The organism is Rhizobium sp. NLR22b (assembly GCF_019685295.1).
In the GTDB taxonomy this organism is placed as follows: domain Bacteria; phylum Pseudomonadota; class Alphaproteobacteria; order Rhizobiales; family Rhizobiaceae; genus Rhizobium.
Genome location: NZ_JABDWM010000002.1, coordinates 285,032 through 303,665, shown reverse-complemented (window position 1 = coordinate 303,665; position 18,634 = coordinate 285,032). Strand labels below are relative to the sequence as shown.

The 18,634-nt window shown below is 62.8% G+C and carries 18 protein-coding genes and 2 pseudogenes; 10 read left to right on the top strand and 10 right to left on the bottom strand.

Annotation, left to right across the window (positions count from 1 at the left end; genetic code table 11):
• The first annotated feature begins 11 nt into the window (after positions 1 to 11).
• Positions 12 to 560 (top strand): hypothetical protein, encoded by a 549-nt coding sequence (locus tag HJC00_RS05110; RefSeq protein ID WP_221144993.1) that lies wholly within the window; start codon positions 12 to 14, stop codon positions 558 to 560.
• A gap of 196 nt (positions 561 to 756) precedes the next feature.
• A complete protein-coding gene (locus tag HJC00_RS05105; RefSeq protein ID WP_221163718.1) occupies positions 757 to 3,492 on the top strand; it encodes a response regulator in 2,736 nt (911 codons plus the stop codon).
• Here HJC00_RS05105 and HJC00_RS05100 read toward each other — a convergent pair.
• Positions 3,489 to 3,878: a hypothetical protein gene (locus HJC00_RS05100; RefSeq protein ID WP_221144989.1), complete on the bottom strand. Its 390-nt coding sequence runs from the start codon at positions 3,876 to 3,878 to the stop codon at positions 3,489 to 3,491. The two genes, HJC00_RS05105 and HJC00_RS05100, sit on opposite strands and share 4 nt — an antisense overlap.
• A gap of 178 nt (positions 3,879 to 4,056) precedes the next feature.
• On the opposite strand from HJC00_RS05100, the gene HJC00_RS05095 reads away from it, so the two are divergent.
• The 3 genes from HJC00_RS05095 (at position 4,057) to HJC00_RS05085 (ending at position 5,507) form a co-directional block, all read left to right on the top strand.
• Complete coding sequence (locus tag HJC00_RS05095) at positions 4,057 to 4,371, top strand: plasmid stabilization protein (RefSeq protein WP_221163717.1); 315 nt, start codon at positions 4,057 to 4,059, stop codon at positions 4,369 to 4,371.
• Positions 4,372 to 4,488: 117 nt separating this feature from the next.
• Complete coding sequence (locus HJC00_RS05090; protein ID WP_221144987.1) at positions 4,489 to 4,779, top strand: DUF3175 domain-containing protein; 291 nt, start codon at positions 4,489 to 4,491, stop codon at positions 4,777 to 4,779.
• Positions 4,780 to 4,781: 2 nt separating this feature from the next.
• Positions 4,782 to 5,507: a glutathione S-transferase gene (locus tag HJC00_RS05085; RefSeq protein WP_221144985.1), complete on the top strand. Its 726-nt coding sequence runs from the start codon at positions 4,782 to 4,784 to the stop codon at positions 5,505 to 5,507.
• Here the strand turns inward: HJC00_RS05085 and HJC00_RS05080 are convergent.
• The 5 genes from HJC00_RS05080 to HJC00_RS05060 all read right to left on the bottom strand — a co-directional run bounded on the left by HJC00_RS05080 (position 5,490) and on the right by HJC00_RS05060 (position 11,748).
• Entirely contained in the window at positions 5,490 to 6,518 is a 1,029-nt protein-coding gene (locus HJC00_RS05080) for a DNA topoisomerase IB (RefSeq protein ID WP_210632243.1), read from the bottom strand. The genes HJC00_RS05085 and HJC00_RS05080 overlap by 18 nt on opposite strands.
• Before the next feature lie 15 nt (positions 6,519 to 6,533).
• On the bottom strand, positions 6,534 to 8,690 hold the full coding sequence (gene glgX / locus HJC00_RS05075) for a glycogen debranching protein GlgX (RefSeq protein ID WP_221144983.1): 2,157 nt from the start codon (positions 8,688 to 8,690) through the stop codon (positions 6,534 to 6,536).
• Positions 8,691 to 8,793: 103 nt separating this feature from the next.
• Positions 8,794 to 9,588 (bottom strand): SDR family NAD(P)-dependent oxidoreductase, encoded by a 795-nt coding sequence (locus tag HJC00_RS05070; RefSeq protein ID WP_210632241.1) that lies wholly within the window; start codon positions 9,586 to 9,588, stop codon positions 8,794 to 8,796.
• Positions 9,589 to 9,917: 329 nt separating this feature from the next.
• Positions 9,918 to 11,132, bottom strand: coding sequence for an MFS transporter (locus tag HJC00_RS05065; RefSeq protein WP_221163716.1), 1,215 nt, complete (start codon positions 11,130 to 11,132; stop codon positions 9,918 to 9,920).
• Positions 11,133 to 11,265: 133 nt separating this feature from the next.
• Positions 11,266 to 11,748, bottom strand: a complete 483-nt coding sequence (locus HJC00_RS05060) for a GNAT family N-acetyltransferase (RefSeq protein WP_221144978.1) — start codon at positions 11,746 to 11,748, stop codon at positions 11,266 to 11,268.
• Between the two features lie 229 nt (positions 11,749 to 11,977).
• Here HJC00_RS05060 and HJC00_RS05055 point away from each other — a divergent pair, with 229 nt between their 5' ends.
• Entirely contained in the window at positions 11,978 to 12,916 is a 939-nt protein-coding gene (locus HJC00_RS05055) for a transglutaminase domain-containing protein (RefSeq protein ID WP_210632238.1), read from the top strand.
• Between the two features lie 185 nt (positions 12,917 to 13,101).
• On the opposite strand, the gene pcaF is transcribed toward HJC00_RS05055, so the two are convergent.
• Genes pcaF through HJC00_RS05040 form a run of 3 tightly spaced genes read right to left on the bottom strand, consistent with a single transcriptional unit; the run spans position 13,102 to position 15,711 of the window.
• On the bottom strand, positions 13,102 to 14,307 hold the full coding sequence (gene pcaF / locus HJC00_RS05050) for a 3-oxoadipyl-CoA thiolase (protein WP_210632237.1): 1,206 nt from the start codon (positions 14,305 to 14,307) through the stop codon (positions 13,102 to 13,104).
• 10 nt (positions 14,308 to 14,317) lie between these two features.
• A complete protein-coding gene (locus HJC00_RS05045; RefSeq protein WP_221163715.1) occupies positions 14,318 to 15,007 on the bottom strand; it encodes a CoA transferase subunit B in 690 nt (229 codons plus the stop codon).
• Positions 15,004 to 15,711 carry a 3-oxoacid CoA-transferase subunit A gene (locus HJC00_RS05040; protein ID WP_210632235.1) on the bottom strand — a complete coding sequence of 236 codons (708 nt, stop codon included), beginning with the start codon at positions 15,709 to 15,711 and terminating at the stop codon, positions 15,004 to 15,006. Before HJC00_RS05040 ends, HJC00_RS05045 begins: the two co-directional genes overlap by 4 nt.
• A 130-nt stretch (positions 15,712 to 15,841) precedes the next feature.
• On the opposite strand from HJC00_RS05040, the gene HJC00_RS05035 reads away from it, so the two are divergent.
• A complete protein-coding gene (locus HJC00_RS05035; RefSeq protein WP_221163714.1) occupies positions 15,842 to 16,600 on the top strand; it encodes an IclR family transcriptional regulator C-terminal domain-containing protein in 759 nt (252 codons plus the stop codon).
• Between the two features lie 55 nt (positions 16,601 to 16,655).
• Here HJC00_RS05035 and acpA read toward each other — a convergent pair.
• A pseudogene (gene acpA / locus HJC00_RS05030) lies at positions 16,656 to 17,360 on the bottom strand (acid phosphatase); the annotation flags it as partial.
• Between acpA and HJC00_RS05025 the strand changes: the two are divergent.
• The 3 genes and pseudogenes from HJC00_RS05025 to HJC00_RS05015 all read left to right on the top strand — a co-directional run.
• Positions 17,355 to 17,711: pseudogene (locus HJC00_RS05025) on the top strand (cytochrome c peroxidase); the annotation flags it as partial. The pseudogenes acpA and HJC00_RS05025 sit on opposite strands and share 6 nt — an antisense overlap.
• 239 nt (positions 17,712 to 17,950) lie before the next feature.
• Positions 17,951 to 18,151 (top strand): type II toxin-antitoxin system VapB family antitoxin, encoded by a 201-nt coding sequence (locus tag HJC00_RS05020; protein ID WP_210632655.1) that lies wholly within the window; start codon positions 17,951 to 17,953, stop codon positions 18,149 to 18,151.
• Positions 18,148 to 18,531: a type II toxin-antitoxin system VapC family toxin gene (locus HJC00_RS05015; protein ID WP_221123299.1), complete on the top strand. Its 384-nt coding sequence runs from the start codon at positions 18,148 to 18,150 to the stop codon at positions 18,529 to 18,531. Before HJC00_RS05020 ends, HJC00_RS05015 begins: the two co-directional genes overlap by 4 nt.
• Positions 18,532 to 18,634 lie beyond the last annotated feature (103 nt).

Here is an 18,634-nt window from a genome sequence, read left to right as displayed (position 1 = left end):
GGATCAGAGCGATGCGAAGACTTCAGACTATACTCGTCTCGGCGGCGATTGCATTCGGGCCTCTCGCCGACGCCCTGGCCGACGATGCTCTGTCTTCGTTCGACCGCTTTGCCGACCGCTGCCTGGACCGCGGGCCGCAGTATGATCGCGCGGCCGCTCTCGCGCACCGAAACAAGTGGCCGGCGCTTGCTGCCGACATGGTGTTGAGCATTCTGCCTCTTTCGGAGCCCGTGGCATTCGACGGCTGGATCACCGGGGCGGGCAGCGCCGCGCCCTTCGAGGCCCTGGTCGTTGGAAGGGCTACGGTCGGCGAGAAGGCTGTCGAGAGCTGCACGATGGCCTTCGCCGGTACCGATGCCGAGGGCTTCGAGCGCAGTCTGGTTTCGACGAGAGCGGCAAAACCGTCCGGCGAGCAGAACGGTGAAGGACGTATTCGGAAGTTCTTCACGATCGAGCGCGACGGGTTGAAAGAGGCGGTGACGCTCGATCTTCCCATCTACCCGAACGGTAGCGACGAGGTGCTCGCGAGCGTCGTCGCCGAGCAGCAAACCGAGCACTGAACCTGTCCCGATGACAAAGCACTGAACACCGATATTTCAACCGGACCCTTTCCCTGCCATTGCAAGCCTCTATGTTGACGGTTGGACGAGCTGAACCCCTACGGTGCGCACCTTTTCAGGCGCGCAAGAGATGCTGTAGAACGTTGAACTTCTGCCGTTCACACCGGCGCGGCGGGCGACAGGGAAGCGGTTTTGAATGGGAAGCGTCGGCAACGGCTGGCCGAGAGGCGGCGGCAAAATCGGCGAATTGTTGCGGCATCCGGCCTTTGACGCCGTCGGTCTCGGACCGGTCGAAAGCTGGCCTGCTTCTCTCAAGCATATCGCCGAAATGGTGTTGAATTCGCGCCAGCCGAAATTCGTCGCCTGGGGTCCGGATCTCGCCTTTCTTTACAATGATGCCTATGTGCCTGTTTTCCCCGACCGGCATCCTGCCGCACTCGGAAGACCCTTTCGCGAGGTTTGGGCGGATATCTGGGAACAGTTCTCGCCGATCGTCGCCAGCACGCTCGAAGGCAGGCCGCAGCTCTTCAAAGAGCTGCTCATCCCGATGCGCCGGGACGGCCGCACCGAGGATACCTGGTTCACCTTCTCCTATACGCCGCTGCGCGACGATGACGGCACCATCGCCGGCATCCTCTGCGCGACCCTCGACGTCACCGACCAGGTAGCCGCCAAGCGCGGCGAGAAGCTGGCGTTGGAAGAACTGCGCGCCAAATCGGAGGCGCTTGCAGTCGTCAACCAGGCAGGCGCCGCTATCACCATCGAGCCCGATGTCGAACGTCTCACCCAGATTGTTGTCGATGCCGGCGTGACGCTGACGGGCGCCGAATTCGGCGCCTTCTTCTACAATGTCGATGACGGCGAGGGCGGCAGCTACATGCTTTACGCGCTCTCCGGCGTCGACCGGAAGAACTTCGAGAAATTCCCGATGCCACGCAATACAAAAGTCTTCGAGCCGACCTTCAACGGCGAAGGCATCATGCGCTCCGACGACATCCAGCTCGACCGGCGCTACGGCCAGAATCCGCCGCATTCCGGCATGCCGACGGGGCATCTGCCGGTCAGGAGCTATCTCGCCGTGCCGGTGAAATCGCGCGACGGCAGCGTCATCGGCGGCTTGTTCTTCGGCCACGGCGAACCCGGCCGCTTCTCTCAAGCGGCCGAGGCGAGCCTCGTCAGCCTCGCCGGCCAATCGGCCGTCGCGATCGACAATATCCGGCTGTTCCGCGCCGCCAAAATCGAAATCGACCAGCGTCGCCACATGGAAGATCAGCTGCGCAAACTCAACGAACTGCTCGAGGTCCGGGTCGCGGCCGAGATCGCCGATCGCCAACAGGCCGAAGCAGCGCTCCAGCAGTCGCAGAAGATGGAATCGATCGGCAAGCTCACCGGCGGCGTTGCCCATGACTTCAACAATCTGCTGCAGGTGATCTCGGGCAATCTGCAGCTTCTCGGCAAGGACGTGGCGGAGAACGGCCGGGCCAGGGAGCGCATCGCGAATGCGCTCGCTGCCGTCGAACGCGGGTCGCGGCTGGCAAGCCAGCTGCTCGCTTTCGGCCGCCGCCAGCCGCTGGAGCCGAAGGTCGTCAATATCGGCCGCCTGGTCACCGGCATGGACGACATGCTGCGTCGCGCGCTCGGCGAGGAAATCGAAGTCGAGACCATCGTTTCCGGCGGTCTCTGGAGCACCTTCGCCGATCCGGCCCAGATCGAAAACGCCCTGCTCAACCTCGCGATAAACTCGCGCGACGCGATGGATGGCGTCGGCAAGCTGACGATCGAGGTCGGCAACGCCTTCCTTGACGATTCCTACAGTCGCAGCCATCCTGAGGTGAAGGCCGGCCAGTATGTCGTGCTCGCCATCACCGATACCGGCTCCGGCATGACGCAAGAGGTGATGGAGCAGGCCTTCGAGCCGTTCTTCTCGACGAAACCGGAAGGCAAAGGCACCGGTCTCGGCCTGTCGATGGTCTACGGCTTCGTCAAACAATCCGGCGGCCATGTGAAGATCTACAGCGAGATCGGCGAAGGCACGACCGTCAAACTCTACCTCGCCCGCTCGTTCCGCAGCGAGGATCGCGCCCTGGCGGCCGACACCATGCCGGCGACCGGCGGAACCGAAACCATTCTTGTCGCCGAGGACGACGAGGGCGTTCGCGCCACGGTCGTCGAGATGCTCTCGGACCTCGGCTATTACGTGCTGAAGGCGAAGGATGCGCACAGCGCCCTCACCGTCATCGAGAGCGGCGCCCATATCGACCTGCTCTTTACCGACGTCGTCATGCCCGGCCCCTTGCGGAGCCCGGAGCTTGCGCGCATGGCGCGACAGCGCCTGCCCGACATCGCCGTGCTCTACACCTCGGGCTATACCGAAAACTCGATCGTCCATGGCGGCAGGCTCGATCCGGGCCTGGAGCTGCTCTCCAAGCCCTATACGCGCGAGGAGCTCGCCCGCAAGATCCGCCAGGTGCTCGCCAACCGGCCGCAACGCCACCAGGTGGAGGCCAATGCGCCGGTGTCCAATGCAAAGCAACCTGATCCAAAGGTTTCCGGCACGGCCGGCAAGCTGAGGCTGCTGCTCGTGGAAGACGACGCATTCATTCGGATGGATACCGCAGCAATCCTGCAGGACCTCGGCTACGACGTCATCGAGGCCGACAGCGGCGAACAGGGCGTTGATATCCTTGGCCACACGCTCCTCGACGTCATCGTCGTCGACGTCGGCCTGCCCGGCATGTCGGGCTCGGCCTTCGCCGCCAAGGCGCGGGAGGCCTTTCCGTCCATCGGCCTGGTCTTCGCCACAGGCGACAGCGACCCGCCGGACGCCGATCGCTTCTTCGGCTCGGTGCTGCTGACGAAACCCTACACCAGCGCCGCACTCGATCGGGCGGTCAAGAGCGCCGCCCAGCTTTCCCAAGCTGAACCGCTCTAACCCGCACCGTCGAATTCGGGATATTTGCGCATCAGGTCGACCTCGCTGGTGCAGCTGTCGTCGCGGGCCGTCAATACGATCGAGATCGTGTCGCCAGGATCGAGGCGGCCGCCGTCATGATGATCGTCATCGTGATGGCTGCCGCCATCGTGATGATTGGCACCATCGTGATAGACGGGAATCCGGGCGCCGCTCTGGCTGACAAGCACGGCATCCCTGTTGAAACCCCTCTGCAGCAGCCAGTCGCGCGGCGCCATCAGGCGGATATCGACCTCGTAGGAATGCCCCTTCCCTTCCTTGACGCTGACGGTGTAGGTGACCGGCGATACCTGGCCGTTCACGTCGATCGCGCCGTTTCCATCGGCTTTGACGATGTGTTTTTCCATGTTCTCGGTTCCTTGCCGCATGCAGGCTTTAAGCAGGCTCACACATCGGAAACCTGAGAAAACCGGCTTTTGTTCCGAAATCTGGGACAATGACCCTAGAGGGAACTTTTACCCTCGGCACCGGTTGGTTTCTCTTACAAACCGCGTTCGAGCGCTTTGCAAACCACAGGAGGCGAAGATGCCGCGAGGAGACAAATCCGACTATACCGACAAGCAGAAACGCAAGGCCGAACACATCGAGGAGAGCTACGAGGAGCGCGGCGTCTCCGAAAAGGAGGCCGAACGGCGCGCCTGGGCGACCGTCAACAAGGAAAGCGGCGGCGGCAACAAATCGGGTTCCGGCCCCGACAAGAAGGATACGCATGAATCCTCTGAAAAAGGCGGCCGGGCTGGCGGCGCTGCATCCGCGGCACGCTCGAAGGAGGAACGGTCCGCTTCCGCCAAGAAGGCGGCCGCGACACGCAAGCGCAACGAGCACCATAGCCACCACTAAGCATGTGCCGAAGGGTGTGAGCGGTTTCGGGCGCCGTCATGCTCCAACTCTGTAATCGATAAGGGAAACGGCAAGCGTCAGTCTATCGCCAGCCCGTCCGGCAAAGGGGTTTTCGTCATGGCCAAATCGAAGAAGAAATGGTCCCAGAACGTTACCGAGCACAGCAACGCTATGGACCTCAAGGAAGGCGCGTTCAAATCGGACGATCCGAAGAAGATTGCCCGGTCGATCAAGCATTCCGCCGAGGAGAGCGATCGCCGCAAGTCCAGCCCGTTTCGCGCTGCCATGTCGATGCTGACCTTCTACATCAACCGCGCCGGCGAGCAGCTGTCGAAAAAGCGGCGCGACACCCTTGAAAAGGCCAAGGACGAACTGCGAAAAGACTTCGGTCGTCAACCGAGGCATTGAGCATGGCATATGAGCTTTATTATTGGGACGGCATTCAAGGCCGCGGCGAATTCGTGCGGTTGGCACTGGAAGCAGCCGGCGCCGACTATGTCGACGTCACGCGTCAGCCCGGCCGGGGAACAGGCGCCATGCTTGAGATCATGAAGAGCGAAGGCGAGCCGCACATCCCCTTCGCTCCGCCCTTCCTGAAGGACGGCGACCTCCTCATCCCGCATGTCGCCAACATCCTGTTTTACCTCGGGCCGAAGCTCGGCCTTGCGCCGGAGGACGAAAGCCTTCGCTATGTCGCCAACGGCCTGCAGCTCACCATCACCGATTTCGTCGCCGAAGCGCACGATACGCACCACCCGATCGACCTGTCTCTTTATTACGAAGACCAGAAGCAGGAAGCCAAAACCCGTTCGGCCGCCTTCACCCGCGATCGCATTCCAAAATTCCTCGGTTATTTCGAGCGTGTCCTGAAGCGCAATCCAGAAGGCGCCGATCATATGATCGGCAACGCTCTCACCTATGTCGACCTCTCGGTCTTTCAGGTGATCGAGGGTCTCACCTATGCCTTTCCCAAAGCCATGGCGAAGCGCAACGCGGAGTACCCTGCTCTCCTTGCCCTGCACGATGCGGTGGCGAAGCGGCCGAACATCGCCCGTTATCTCGCCTCCCCTCGCCGCCTCGCCTTCAATGAGGATGGAATTTTCAGGCACTATCCCGAGCTAGACGCCGAAAGCTGAAGAGTTCAGTTCAGTCTCGCGTATGAGGAAATCAAGCAGCCTGTTTTCCTCGGCGCGCAAGCCCCGCAGCGGTTCGTTGCCGCCTTCGATCAAAGCATGGCCATTGCCGGCGAGGCCGATGATGGCCGGATGGATGTAGCTCGAGCGTGAGATCGCCGGTGTATTGTGCAACGCCTCGGCCGCAGCCTCCGACATTTCCTTCACCGTCGGCCGCCCGCCGCCGACGATCCTTTCGCGGGCGACCCCGAAGGCCGCCAGCGATCCGGCCCAGGTGCGGAACGTCTTGGCGGAGATCGGAATCCCCGATATTTCGGCCAGGTAGGCATTCAGCCGGCCAGAATCGACCGGTTTCAGCGCGCCGCTTTCATCCTTCCAGACGAAGAGCTGGCGGCCGGGAAGGTCGGAAATTTCTTCCAGGATTTTCTGTAGCCTCGGATGCTTGAGGCTGCGCTGCACGCGCTTGCCGCCCTTGGCCCGGAACTTGAGCTCGATCCGCCCGTCGACGATTTTCAGATGGCGCTTCAATAGGGTCGTCGCGCCATAAGTGCCGTTCTCCCTGACATAGGCCTGGTTGCCGACCCGCAGATGCGCCTCGTCGAGCAGTGTCGTCAGAGCCGCCAGTACGCCGTTGACATCCTCGGCACCGGTGTCGAGATGCCGCAGCACGGTGCGGCGGATCTTCGGCAATGCCTGACCGAATTCAATCAGCTGGTAGAACTTCCCGGCGCTGCGGAACGATTGCCAGTCCTTGTGATAGCGGTATTGTTTGCGCCCGCGCGCATCGATGCCAGTCGCCTGCAGATGACCGTTCTCGTAGAGACAGATCCAGACGTTCTCGTAGGCGGGCGGCAGGCCGAGCGCACCGATGCGCGCCCGCTGCGATTCATCGGAAAGCGTCGTACCGTCAGGCATCACATAGCTGAAGCCCTTGCCTTTCCTTCGCCTGCGGATGCCCGGTTCGGTATCGCTGACATAGATCAGGCCAAGTTCGGTAATGGTTTCGGCATTCATGCTGATGGCGACCCGCTATTTGTCACGGCGGCCGAACTGAAACCACCGGCGGCGCTGGGCCTTGGTCGCCCCTTCCGGCGGTTGCGTCTGGCCTGTCGGCGCAAAGACGGCCAAGCTCTGGGTGTAGACCATGACAGGATTGGCCTCGTCGTGTACCTCGAAGGCGCCGGTCTCCGCCCCGGTGTCGAGAACCCGTGACCACTGCGTCAGTCCGTTCACCTCAGGCAGATGAACTTCGCAATCACCGCCGGCATTGAAGACGAGGAAGAGGTCGTCCATCTTCTCGGTATCGAGTGCATGCGCGCTCTTCGAGAAGTAGACGCCGAGTACCTGCAGTCCGTCGTCGTTCCAGGCTCCGTCGTCCATGAAACTGCCGTCGGGTTTGTACCAGGCGATCTCGATACGCCCGTCTTCACTGGTCTCCCCCGTCAGGAACCGCTCCTGGCGCAGGACGGGATGAGCCTTGCGGAAGGCAACGGCCTGCCGACAAAAATCGAGGAAGGGGTCGTCCAGCCCGTCCCAGCTCGTCCAGCCGATCTCGTTGTCCTGGCAATAGGCGTTGTTGTTGCCGCCCTGGCTGTTGCCGAGCTCGTCGCCGGCCAAAATCATCGGCACGCCCTGTGACAGCATCAGCGTCGCCATCATGTTGCGCCGTCGGCGTGCGCGTGCCGCGTTTATCTCGAGATCATCGGTCGCACCCTCGACCCCCATATTGTCGGAATGATTGTCGGAATGCCCGTCGCGGTTATCCTCGCCGTTTGCCTCGTTGTGCTTGCCGTCGAAGGACACCGTATCCATCAGCGTGAAGCCATCATGGGCAGACAAAAGATTGATCGAGGAGGTCGCGCCCCGATCGGAATGATTGAATTGCGGCGCCGAACCGGTGATGCGCGCCGCCAGCTCCGACACCATGCCGCCGTCGCCCTTCCAGAAACGGCGCACGTCATCGCGGAACTTGTCGTTCCACTCGCGGAAGGGATGTGGGAAACCGCCGACCTGATAACCGCCCGCGCCAATATCCCAGGGTTCGGCGATCAGCTTGACGCCGGCAAGGATCGGATCCTGACGGATGGCGCCGAAGAACAGGCCCTGACGGTCGAATTCCAGATCCTGTCGGCCGAGCGTGCTGGCAAGATCGAAACGGAAGCCGTCGATATGCATGACGCCGACCCAATAGCGCAGGCTGTCGAGCACCATGCGCATCACCATCGGATTGGCGACATTCAGCGTGTTGCCGGTCCCCGTCGTATCGAAAGTGTGGCGGGGATCGTCGGGAGAGAGGATGTAATAGCTCGCATTGTCGAGCCCACGGAAGGAGAGCGTCGGCCCTTTCTCGCTGCCTTCGGCCGTATGGTTGTAGACCACGTCCATGATGACCTCGATGCCGGCCGCATGGAACCTCTTCACCATGGTCTTGATTTCGGTGATCTTGTCACTTGAGAGATAGCGCGCCTGCGGCGCGAAGAAGCCGAGCGTCTGATAACCCCAATAATTCCTCAGATTCTTTTCGAGGAGATAGCGGTCGTCGAGGAAATACTGGATCGGCAGCAGCTCGATCGCCGAGACGCCAAGTCCGACGAGATGATCGATGATCGGATCGCTGCACATGCCGAGAAAGGTGCCGCGCAGCCGGTCCGGCACTTTCGGATGCGTCATCGTCAGGCCGCGCACATGCGCCTCGTAGATGATCGTATCCGGCCACGGCCGCCGGATCGCCTCTTCGCCTGCCCAGTCGAAGTCGGGATCCTGGACGACGCCCTTGACCATGAAGGGCGCGCTGTCGCGGTCGTCGAAGGAAAGATCGTCCTCGCCGATCCGATAGCCGAAGAGTGCATCGTGCCATTGCAGTTCGCCCGTCACCTGCTTGGCATAGGGGTCGAGCAGCAGCTTGTTCGGATTAAAGCGATGGCCGGCACCCGGATCATAGGGGCCATGGGCGCGATAGCCATAGACGGTGCCCGGTCCGATACCGGCTATATAGCCCGACCAGATGTCGCCCTCGCGTTTGGGCAAGGGCAGCCGGGCGATCTCATCTTTTCCGTCAGGGGAAAACAGGCAGAGCTCGATCTGTTGCGCATGCGCCGAGAAGACGGCGAAATGAGTACCGGAACCCGTATACTCCGCCCCCAGCTCCGGCTTGAGGAAGTCGAGTTCCGAAAAGGAAAAGCTCATGGCGCCCCGCTTGATGAAAAGACCAAGCGGGAAACGTGAAGGTGGTTCGAAAGTTCCGTAGCCCTAGGCAAAAGCGGACGCTGTCGTTTGCCGATCGAAGCGTTTACGGCATCAGTTGGCCGCCGTTGACCTCGATGACCTGGCCGGTGATGTAGCCCGAAAGTGTTGGCGAAGCGAGGAAGAGATAGGCCCCGACGCAATCCTCCGATGTGCCGACGAAGCCCATCGGAATCGATTTGCGTTGCAACTCCATCTGCTCGTCATTGGTATAGCGCTCGTGGAAGGGCGTGGCGATCACGCCCGGCGCCACCGCGTTGACGCGGATCCTGTCGGCGACGAACTCCTTGGCATGGCCGCGGGTGATGGTCGAGACGAAGCCCTTGGAGGCGGCGTAGAGGACCGCGCCATTGCCGCCGCCGTTGCGGGCGGCGATCGAGGTGGTGTTGATGATGAAGCCGCCCTGCTTTTTCAGCCAGGGATGGGCCGCGCGCGTCGCCGCCAGCACCGAGCGGGCGTTGAGGTCCATCACCGCGGCATAATGGGCGTCGGTATATTCGGAGGTTGGCTTGCGCCCCAGCATGCCGCCGGCATTGTTGATCAGCCCGTCGAGATGGCCGAAGGTCTTCGCCGTCTCCTCGACGACACGCTCGGTCTCGCCTTCCCTCGACACGTCGCCCTGGATCAGATGCACCGTACCGCCGGCGGCTCGGATTTCCTCGGCGAGCTTCTCGGCCGGTTCACGGCTGGCGTTATAATGCACCCCGACCTTGCAGCCTTGAGCCGCAAAGGCGCGGGCGAGCGCCGCGCCGATCCCGGTCGAGGCGCCGGTGATCAGCACGGCCTTGCCGGCGAGATCCGGCAGATTGATGGATGCGAGCAATTGAGCAAGTTCTGTCATGGCCAAGAAGCCTCCCGAAAACCAAGGACATAGGTGATGAAACAGATGGGGGAAGTCTATCAGCCGAAATCGGGGAAGGGCAATGCACGAAAGCCGGAGATTTGCGTCCTGGAAGATGTCATGGCTGGCCGGTTCGGGCCAAAGACCCCTCCCCACAAGGGAAGGGACCAAAGTGCCGCAACCGCGTACCATTTCACCGTTTCATCTGCAGAAAAGTTTCGCTGTTTGGCCCCATACAGCGAGAGCTTAGCCCCTCCCCCTTATCGGGAGGGATTGGGGAGGGTTCTTTCTTGAGACTGGTCTTGCAGACTTCCTTGATTGGAGACTCCTCAAGACGACACACCGAAAACCGCCTCCTGCTCCCGCCGGACAAGCGGCGGAAATGCCAGCGCGATTGCCGCAGCCCCGAGCCCAACCATCGCAGAACCGATGAACAGCCAGGAATAATTAGCGAACGTATCGAAGATCCAGCCGCCGATCAGAGGGCCGAAGGCCATGCCGAGGCTGGAGAGCATCGTCGCCGCGCCCAGCACGGTGCCGATGATGCGCTGGCCGAAATATTCCCGCGCCAGCACCGCATAGAGCGGCATTACGCCGCCATAGGCACTGCCGAAGACGATGGCGAGCGCATAGAACTCCGTCAGCTCGCTGACCAGGAGATAGGTCGCGAGCGCGGCCGCCTGCACGAGGAGGCCGGCGACCAGGACCGGCTTCACGCCGAGCCTGTCGGCGAGGCTGCCATAGAGCAGCCGGCCGCCGAGGCCCGCCAGGCCTTCGACACTGTAGATGCTGACGGCCGCCATCGGCGCGACGCCGCAGATCGTCGCATAGTTGACCATGTGGAAGATCGGCCCGGAATGGGCCGCACAGCAGGCAAAGAAGGTGAGGCCGAGCACGATGAATTGCGGCGACCGGAAGACTTTCGACAGCTGCGGCCGAGCGCCCGCCGCGGCAAACTCCGTGCCGGCATCGACGCTCTCGGCAGGCGGGCGCCTGACCAGCAGCGCGGCCGGCACCAGCAGCACCCAGGTGGCAATGCCGATGATCAACATGGCGGGGCGCCATTCATAGGCCGAGATCAGCCAGCGGGCGAAGGGCGAGATGGTCATCGGCGCCACCCCCATGCCGGCCGATACGAGTGATACGGCAAGACCGCGGTTGACGTCGAACCAGGCGGTGGTCGCGGCGATCATCGGCGCGAAAAAGGCGCTGGCGGCCAGTCCGACCAGGATGCCATAGGTCAGCTGGAATTCGATGAGCGTTGCGGTGCGGCTGGCGAGCACCAGCGCCAGGCCGAGCAACACCGAGCCGACCAGCACGACGAGGCGCGGCCCGAAACGGTCGCTTGCCGCCCCCCAGAGGAAACCGCCGAGACCCATGACGAGGAAATTCAGCGTCATGGCGCTGGCAATCCCGACATGCGACCAGCCGGTCGCGGTGGCGATCGGCTCCTGGAAAATCGCCAGCGAGAACATTGCGCCGATGGCGACGCACGACATCAGGGCGCCGACTGCGACGATGACCCAACGATAGGAAACACTCATGGCTTCATACCTCCATGCCGACAGAGTGATCGCGGCGCGTGCAGCCGGTCCGCCGGTTCCGCGCCTTGCGATTAAAGACGTTTGAACCGCTGCGATTTCGACAGCGCGCTTACATCTTTTTTCCACGTGCCGTTTAGAGAGTGCGGAACATCACCAAGGCGTCGACATAGCCCTCGGTCGGATGAAGGAAGACGCCGGGCAGCCGGCCGACGATGTCGAAGCCGAGCGATTGCCACAGCGCGACGGCGCGGCGATTGCTGCTGACGACGAAGTTGAACTGCATGGCCCGAAAACCCCGCAAGCGGGCATGCTGCAGCGAATGTTCATGCATGCGGCGGGCGACGCCGCGGCCTCTTGCGGCGGGATCGGTCATGTAGCCGCAATTGCAGACGTGGCGCCCGCCGCCCGCCTGATTGGCCTTGATGTAATAGGTGCCGAGGATAATGCCATCCTCTTCCGCGACGAAGGTCTCGCGGTCCGCTCCCATCCAGTAGGCGAGCGCATCGGCTTCGGAAAGATCGCGATCGAGCGCATAGGTCTCGCCGGCGCGGATCGTCGGGCCGATGATCCGCCAGATCGCGCTTCGGTCGTCGTCGTTTGCGAGTCGGATCAGCATGCCGGGTTTTTATCGAAGGAGATCGCGGCACGCAACGTTCCGCGCGTTTCATAGCGCGGCCGGTTATATCGTGCCGGTTACGATGCGCCCTGCCGGGAGCGAACAGCGCGCTGTCTTCACAAAGCTCCAGGGGCGAATAAGGCGCAAACGTCAGCAACCAGGATCAAGCACCCCTTCAGAGCCCATGGCAGAACAGGCGTACCGGCAGTCCATCCGCAGGAGGTTTATCATGAACGCCAAGGCCCTTTCCGCCCCTTGCGCGGGCAATGATGGCGCGCAGCATTGCAAGCATGAACATTATACAAGGCATTCTGCCTTTAGCGCGCCCGGCCGCCATTCTGCGCTCCTCGACATACTGCCGTCCGATCCGGCCGGCGTTGCCCACACGGCGCAGGCTTTGCTGATCTACGAGCACGCCGCAGAACCATTCTACGGTTACAAGGTTCCCGAAGCGCGCCGCGGCGAAAGCCACGTCCGGCCGTTGGAGAAGATGCTCGATGCGTTGCTGGTGCTCGACGACCGTCCGCTCTCCGTCGCCCGGCCGCCCCAGAAGCGTCTGGTCGGAATCTGCCGCCATTACATGTTGCTGTCCGTCGCAATCCTTCGGCAGCACGGAATTCCCGCCCGTGGCCGCGGAGGCTTCGCCACTTACTTCAATCCGGGCAAGTTCGAGGATCATTGGGTATGTGAGTATTGGAAAGCGGCTGATGGGCGCTGGGCCCTGCTGGACAGCCAGCTCGACGGGGGTTTCATCCGCAATCTCGGAATTCGTTTCGACATCCATGACGTTCCGCGCGCCCAATTCCTGACCGCTTCCGAGGCCTGGCGCAGATGCCGCAGCGGAGAACTCGATCCAAATCTGTTCGGCATCGAGTTTGAGCAGCTTCGTGGTCTGTGGTTCATCGCCGGTAACCTGATCCGAGATCTCGCCACTCTCAACGGTCGCGAAATCCTGCCTTGGGACGTTTGGGGAGCGCAACCCGCGTTAAATGCGACGCTTTCGCATTCCGAACTGGATTTCTTTGACGAGGTCGCTTTGATTACGGCCGATCCAGATGCAGATTTCGATGCGTTGAGCCGGCGTTTTTCCGAGGATCCTAAACTACGGCTCCCGCACACGGTCTTCAACTCATTGCGACGGCGTCAGGAAAGCGTGCTCGAGGGCTGAAGCGCTGCAAGATTGCCCACGCTTTCAGACTGAAAGGACCTGCTTTCCCACTGCCCATGACCCATGCGCGCAACCGGAATCCATCTCCCGTGATAGGATTTCGCGTCTGAAATGATGTGCCGCGGCAACGGAGCACCTTCAGCTGGAGATGCGGCGCCTCTCGATATCAAGCGTCGGTTTTGCGCTCAAACCCTCTCGAGCGCGATCGCAATCCCCTGCCCGACACCGATGCACATGGTCGACAGTGAATACCGTCCGCCGGTTTCGGCAAGCTCCAGCGCCGCCGTGCCGGTGATCCGGGCGCCCGACATGCCGAGCGGATGGCCGAGCGCGATCGCGCCGCCATTGCGGTTCACCCGTTGATCGTCATCGACAATGCCGAGTTCGCGTAGCACCGCCAACCCCTGGCTAGCAAAGGCCTCGTTGAGTTCGATGACGTCGAACTGCTCCTGGATCAGGCCGAGCCGCGCCATCAGCTTGCGCGAGGCCGGGATCGGCCCTACGCCCATCACCCGTGGCGGAACGGCGGCAGATGCGCCGCCGAGGACGCGGGCAATCGGCGTCAGGCCGTATTTTCGCGCCGCCGCTCCCGAGGCGACGATCAGCGCCGCCGCTCCGTCATTGACACCGGAGGCATTGCCCGCCGTCACCGTGCCGCCTTCCTTCTTGAATGGCGTGCCAAGTTTCGCCAGAGCCTCGATCGTCGTCGCGCGCGGATGCTCGTCCTTGTCGACGATGACGGGCTCGCCCTTGCGCTGCGGGATGGTGACCGGGATGATCTCCTTCGCCAGCCGTCCGCTCGCCTGTGCTGCCGCCGCCTTCGTCTGGCTGCGTAGCGCGAAGGCATCCTGGTCCTCACGGCTGACATGGTAGTCCTCGGCGACATTCTCACCGGTCTCTGGCATGGAATCGACGCCGTACTGCTTCTTCATCATCGGGTTGACGAAACGCCAGCCGATCGTCGTGTCGTGGATTTCGGCGGCCCGGGAAAAGGCCGTCTCGGCCTTCGGCATAACGAAGGGCGCGCGCGACATGCTTTCGACGCCGCCCGCGATCATCAGCTCCGCCTCGCCAGCGCGGATGGCGCGCGCCGCAGTGATCACCGCATCCATGCCGGAGCCGCAAAGCCGGTTGATCGTCGTGCCCGGCACCGCGACCGGCAGGCCGGCGAGCAGCGCCGACATGCGCGCGACATTGCGGTTGTCCTCGCCCGCCTGGTTGGCGCAGCCGAAGATCACGTCGTCGACGGCTTCCCAGTCGACGCTGCCGTTGCGCGCCATCAGCGCTTTCAGCGGGATGGCGCCGAGATCGTCGGCCCGCACCCCAGAAAGCGCGCCGGCGAAGCGGCCGATCGGCGTCCTGATATAGTCGCAGATGAAGGCTTCGGTCATGGCGTTTCCTTTAGAGTTTCGGGACGACGAGATCGGCCACCGGCCCCTCGAGATGGAGGGCCGCGCCGGTCATCGCCTGCAATTCCTCCAGCGACATGGCGGCAAGCTTCTCGCGCAGGACGAAACGGCCGTCGACGATGTCGATGACGGCATGGCTGGTATAGACGCGGGTGATGCAGGCCACACCCGTCAGCGGAAAGCTGCATTTCTCCACCAGCTTCGGCTCGCCTGTCTTGGTGACGTGCTCGGTGATGACGCAGACCTGCTTGGCGCCATGCACCAGGTCCATGGCGCCGCCGACCGCCGGCACGCCCTTGCTGCCGACCCGCCAGTTGGCGAGATCGCCGTTCTCCGCCACCTGGTAGGCGCCGAGGATCGCGACATCGAGATGACCGCCGCGCACCATGGCGAAGCTGTCGGCATGGTGGAAGAAGGCGGCTCCCGGCTTCAGCGTCACCGCCTTCTTGCCGGCATTGATCAGATCCCAGTCCTCTTCGCCTTCGGCTGGCGGCTCGCCAAAATTGAGGATGCCGTTTTCGGTGTGGAAGATCGCCTGGCGGCGGGGCGGCTGATAGCGGGCGACCATTTCGGGAAAGCCGATGCCGAGGTTGACGTAGGCGCCGTCGGCGATGTCCTGGGCGGCGCGCCAGGCGATCTGCGCGTTGGAAAGCTTGATGTCGTCCCTGATATCGACGGTCATGCGTAGGCCACTCCGGCTCGGATGAGCTCTTCTTCCTGCTGCGGATGGGGGACGGCGACGAGACGGTCGACGAAGATACCGGGGGTCACCACATGTTCGGGATCGATGCCGCCGGCCGGCACGATCGACGAGACCTGGGCAATCGTCCTGGCCGCCGCCATGCACATCAGCGGATTAAAATTGCGGCCGGCCTTGTTGTAGGTGAGGTTGCCGTGGACGTCGCCGACCTGAGCCTTGACGATCGCAAAATCGGCCTTCAGCCAGCGCTCCTGCACATAGTGGCGGCCGTCGAATTCGGCGATGACCTTGCCCTCGGCCAGTTCGGTGCCGTAGCCGGTCGGGGTGTAGAAGGCCGGAATGCCGGCGCCGCCGGCGCGGATGCGCTCGGCCAGCGTTCCCTGGGGCACCAGTTCGAGCTCAATCTCGCCGGCCAGATATTTGTCGGTGAAGGCGCGCGGATCCGAGGAGCGCGGGAAGGAGCAGATCATTTTCCGGACCAGGCCGGCATCGATCATTGCGGCGATGCCGATGCGGCCGTTGCCGGCATTGTTGTTGATCACAGTCAAGTTTTTCGGCCCCTTGTCGATCAGGGCATGGATCAGCTCGATCGGTGCGCCGGAGCCGCCGAAACCGCCGATCATGACGGTGGCGCCGTCGCCGATCTCGGAGACGGCCTGCGCCGTGCTCGCGATTGTCTTGTCCATGGGGATCTCCTCAGCCCGTTCTTGTCATCAGAAATAGAATGCAGCAGGAGCAGCGGCAAGATATTTTGTGCGTTATTTGACTTTTGTTCGTATATCGCACACGATGCTGGATAAGTGGAGAAGCGAATTCATGCGCGAAACCGATTTCGTCAGCGGCTTTGCCCGCGGCCTGAAAGTCATCGAAGCCTTCGGCGAGACGCGCCCGCGGCTGTCGATCGCCGAAGCCGCTAAGCTGACCGGGCTCGACCGCGCCACCGTGCGCCGCTCGCTGCTGACGCTCGCCGAGCTCGGGTATGCCGATTACGATGGCAAGTTCTTCACGCTGACGCCGAAGATATTGCGGCTCGGCCATGCCTATCTGGCGGCGACACCGCTGCCGGCGCTGTTGCAGCCGCATCTCGATCATCTCTCGGAACAGGCCGGCCAGAGCGCCTCGGCCTCGGTGCTCGACGGCACCGAGATCGTCTATATCGCCCGGGCCGCGCAGCGCCGGGTCATGTCGATCAATCTCACCCCCGGCAGCCGCCTGCCCGCCTATTGCGCCTCGATGGGCCGGGTGCTGCTGGCAGCCCTTTCCGAAAACGAGGCGCGCGCCATCCTCGCCCGCAGCGAGCTCAAACAAAACACGCCAAAGACCAGGACCGACCCGGAAGAACTGATCGAAGAATTCCGCCGGGTGCGCGCCGAGGGCTACGCCATCATCGACCAGGAGCTGGAAATCGGCCTCTGCTCGATCGCCGTCCCAATCGAAAACGACCGCCGCGAAACGATCGCGGCGATCAATATCGGCGCGCCGGCCGCCCTCGTCCCGGCCGCCGAGATGAAAGCGCGCTATCTCGAACTGCTGAAGGAAACGCAGGCCGCCTTGCGGCCGCTGCTGCGCCGGTGAAGAAGAGCCTGAAGGCGGCGCGGCCCCAGTTAAAACCGGGGCCACGTGCAATCGGTCAATGCGTCAGCTCGAGCGCGGCTGTGAGGTCGCCCAGCGGCGGCTGGCCGTTGGCGCGCAGCGCCGTGTCGCGGGCGGCAGATCGTAGCGCGCGGTGATCAGACGGATGATCGAAGTCGTATCGTGCTGGGTGTGATCGACCATGCCAGCCCTGGCGAAGGGCGAGATGACGAAGGCCATGCGGTTGCCCGGGCCCCCAGCGGTCGGCTTTCGGCGGCGCGACGTGATCCCAGAAACCGCCATTCTCGTCATAGGTGACGATGACCAGCATATGGCCCCATTGCGGGCTCTTCTCGAGATGCGAGACGATATCGGCAAGATGCTGGTCGCCGCTCGAAACATCGGCATGGCCGCCATGTTCGTTGAGGTTGCCCTGCGGCTTGTAGAAGGAGACGGCCGGCAGCTTGCCGTCGTCGATATCTTTCAGGAAGGCCTCGCCGGCCAGGCCGCCATCCTTCAGATGTTCGGCACGCGCCGGGGTGCCGGGGGCGAAATTGGCGAAATAGTTGAAGGGCTGGTGGTGGAACTGAAAGTTCGGCACCGGCGTGACGTTCTTGCCGTCAAGGGCCGCCTGCCAGGCGCCGCTTTACCAGGCCCAGCTGACGCCCTTCAGCGACAGGAGATCGCCGATGGTGGTTTCATGTTGCGGCGGCAGGGTCGTTGCCGCATTGGGATCGGCATAGGCTGGATCGCCGTCCTTGGCAGCGCCGAGGCCTTCGCCCGGGCCGAGACGCTGACCGCACTCGGCCGCAAACTTTTCTCGGATCCATCGCTGTCGGCCTCCGGGCTGCAGGCCTGCGCCTCCTGCCATGACCCGGCGCATGCTTTCGGCCCGGCATCGGCCGCGCCGGTCGAATTGGGCGGCGAGCATATGGACCGGCCGGGCCTGCGCGCCGTTCCGACGCTGCGCTACCTGCAGGCCGTGCCCGCCTTCACCGAGCATTATTACGATTCCGAGGACGAGGGTGACGAAAGCGTCGACAACGGCCCGACCGTCGGCCTGACCTGGGACGGCCGGGTCGACCGCGGCGCCGATCAGGCGAAGATCCCGCTGCCCGCCCTTCGGCCGGAAACCCGGTGATGCGCCCGCACTGACCGATCCCGAGATCGACGACATCGTCGCCTTCCTCGGGACGCTGACGGATGCCGATCTGCAGCCCGAGGCGAACGGGCACTGACGCAATCGCTGAATAGGCTGAAGGTTCTAACAATTTCCGACGTATCGGGGTCGAGTCAAGCATGGATCTCAGCACCAAATGGTGCTATTTAAGCGTCAGAACAGGGAACTGGACGATGCGATCGACTATCAACCTCGACGACGCTCTCATGCAAAAAGCCAAGGCCCTGACCGGCACAAAAGAAACTGCCGCTCTCGTCCGCCAAGCGTTGGAGACACTTGTCCGGGTGGAATCCGGAAAACGCCTCATCGCGCTCGGGGGAACCATGCCGGAGGCAGAGGCAGCCCCACGACGCCGGAGCGCCGTGGCCAAGTGATTCTGGCGGACACTTCGATTTGGATTGATCATTTCCGCCATGCCGATCCAGAGCTGCGCAAGATTATCGAGGATGATCGTCTCCTGTGCCATCCGGCTGTGATTGGCGAGTTGGCTCTTGGCAGCCTTCGCAATCGCGGCAGCGTTATCGCTTTCCTCGCGGCCCAACGCGAAGTCGCCGTCGCCACACACGACGAAGTCATGGTGATGATTGATCGCCACAACATTTTCAGCATGGGCATTGGCTATACGGATGCCCATGTGCTGGCCTCGGTCCTCCTTGATCGGCGAGCAGCCCTCTGGACCAGAGACAAGCGTCTGCAGGGAGCAGCCGGAAAGGCGGGCGTTTCACTATACACCCCGGTCGATAGGCGCAGCTAATTGCCGACACTTAGTTTCGTGCCCGCCTCTGCTTGCGTTTTGATTTTCACCGAGCGCAATCAAGGCAGCCTGCGCCTGCTGGCCAGGGATCGCGCGCGCCTAG

Bases quoted from the DNA above. Each gene is read 5' to 3' on its own strand.
- HJC00_RS05105 (WP_221163718.1), top strand. From the start codon at position 757: ATGGGAAGCGTCGGCAACGGCTGGCCGAGAGGCGGCGGCAAAATCGGC.
- HJC00_RS05080 (WP_210632243.1), bottom strand. From the start codon at position 6,518: ATGAATGCCGAAACCATTACCGAACTTGGCCTGATCTATGTCAGCGAT.
- HJC00_RS05040 (WP_210632235.1), bottom strand. From the start codon at position 15,711: ATGGACAAGACAATCGCGAGCACGGCGCAGGCCGTCTCCGAGATCGGC.
- HJC00_RS05020 (WP_210632655.1), top strand. From the start codon at position 17,951: ATGCGATCGACTATCAACCTCGACGACGCTCTCATGCAAAAAGCCAAG.
- HJC00_RS05070 (WP_210632241.1), bottom strand. From the start codon at position 9,588: ATGACAGAACTTGCTCAATTGCTCGCATCCATCAATCTGCCGGATCTC.
- HJC00_RS05045 (WP_221163715.1), bottom strand. From the start codon at position 15,007: ATGACCGTCGATATCAGGGACGACATCAAGCTTTCCAACGCGCAGATC.
- HJC00_RS05090 (WP_221144987.1), top strand. From the start codon at position 4,489: ATGGCCAAATCGAAGAAGAAATGGTCCCAGAACGTTACCGAGCACAGC.
- pcaF (WP_210632237.1), bottom strand. From the start codon at position 14,307: ATGACCGAAGCCTTCATCTGCGACTATATCAGGACGCCGATCGGCCGC.
- HJC00_RS05095 (WP_221163717.1), top strand. From the start codon at position 4,057: ATGCCGCGAGGAGACAAATCCGACTATACCGACAAGCAGAAACGCAAG.
- HJC00_RS05065 (WP_221163716.1), bottom strand. From the start codon at position 11,132: ATGAGTGTTTCCTATCGTTGGGTCATCGTCGCAGTCGGCGCCCTGATG.
- glgX (WP_221144983.1), bottom strand. From the start codon at position 8,690: ATGAGCTTTTCCTTTTCGGAACTCGACTTCCTCAAGCCGGAGCTGGGG.
- HJC00_RS05055 (WP_210632238.1), top strand. From the start codon at position 11,978: ATGAACGCCAAGGCCCTTTCCGCCCCTTGCGCGGGCAATGATGGCGCG.
- HJC00_RS05035 (WP_221163714.1), top strand. From the start codon at position 15,842: ATGCGCGAAACCGATTTCGTCAGCGGCTTTGCCCGCGGCCTGAAAGTC.
- HJC00_RS05110 (WP_221144993.1), top strand. From the start codon at position 12: ATGCGAAGACTTCAGACTATACTCGTCTCGGCGGCGATTGCATTCGGG.
- HJC00_RS05085 (WP_221144985.1), top strand. From the start codon at position 4,782: ATGGCATATGAGCTTTATTATTGGGACGGCATTCAAGGCCGCGGCGAA.
- HJC00_RS05100 (WP_221144989.1), bottom strand. From the start codon at position 3,878: ATGGAAAAACACATCGTCAAAGCCGATGGAAACGGCGCGATCGACGTG.
- HJC00_RS05060 (WP_221144978.1), bottom strand. From the start codon at position 11,748: ATGCTGATCCGACTCGCAAACGACGACGACCGAAGCGCGATCTGGCGG.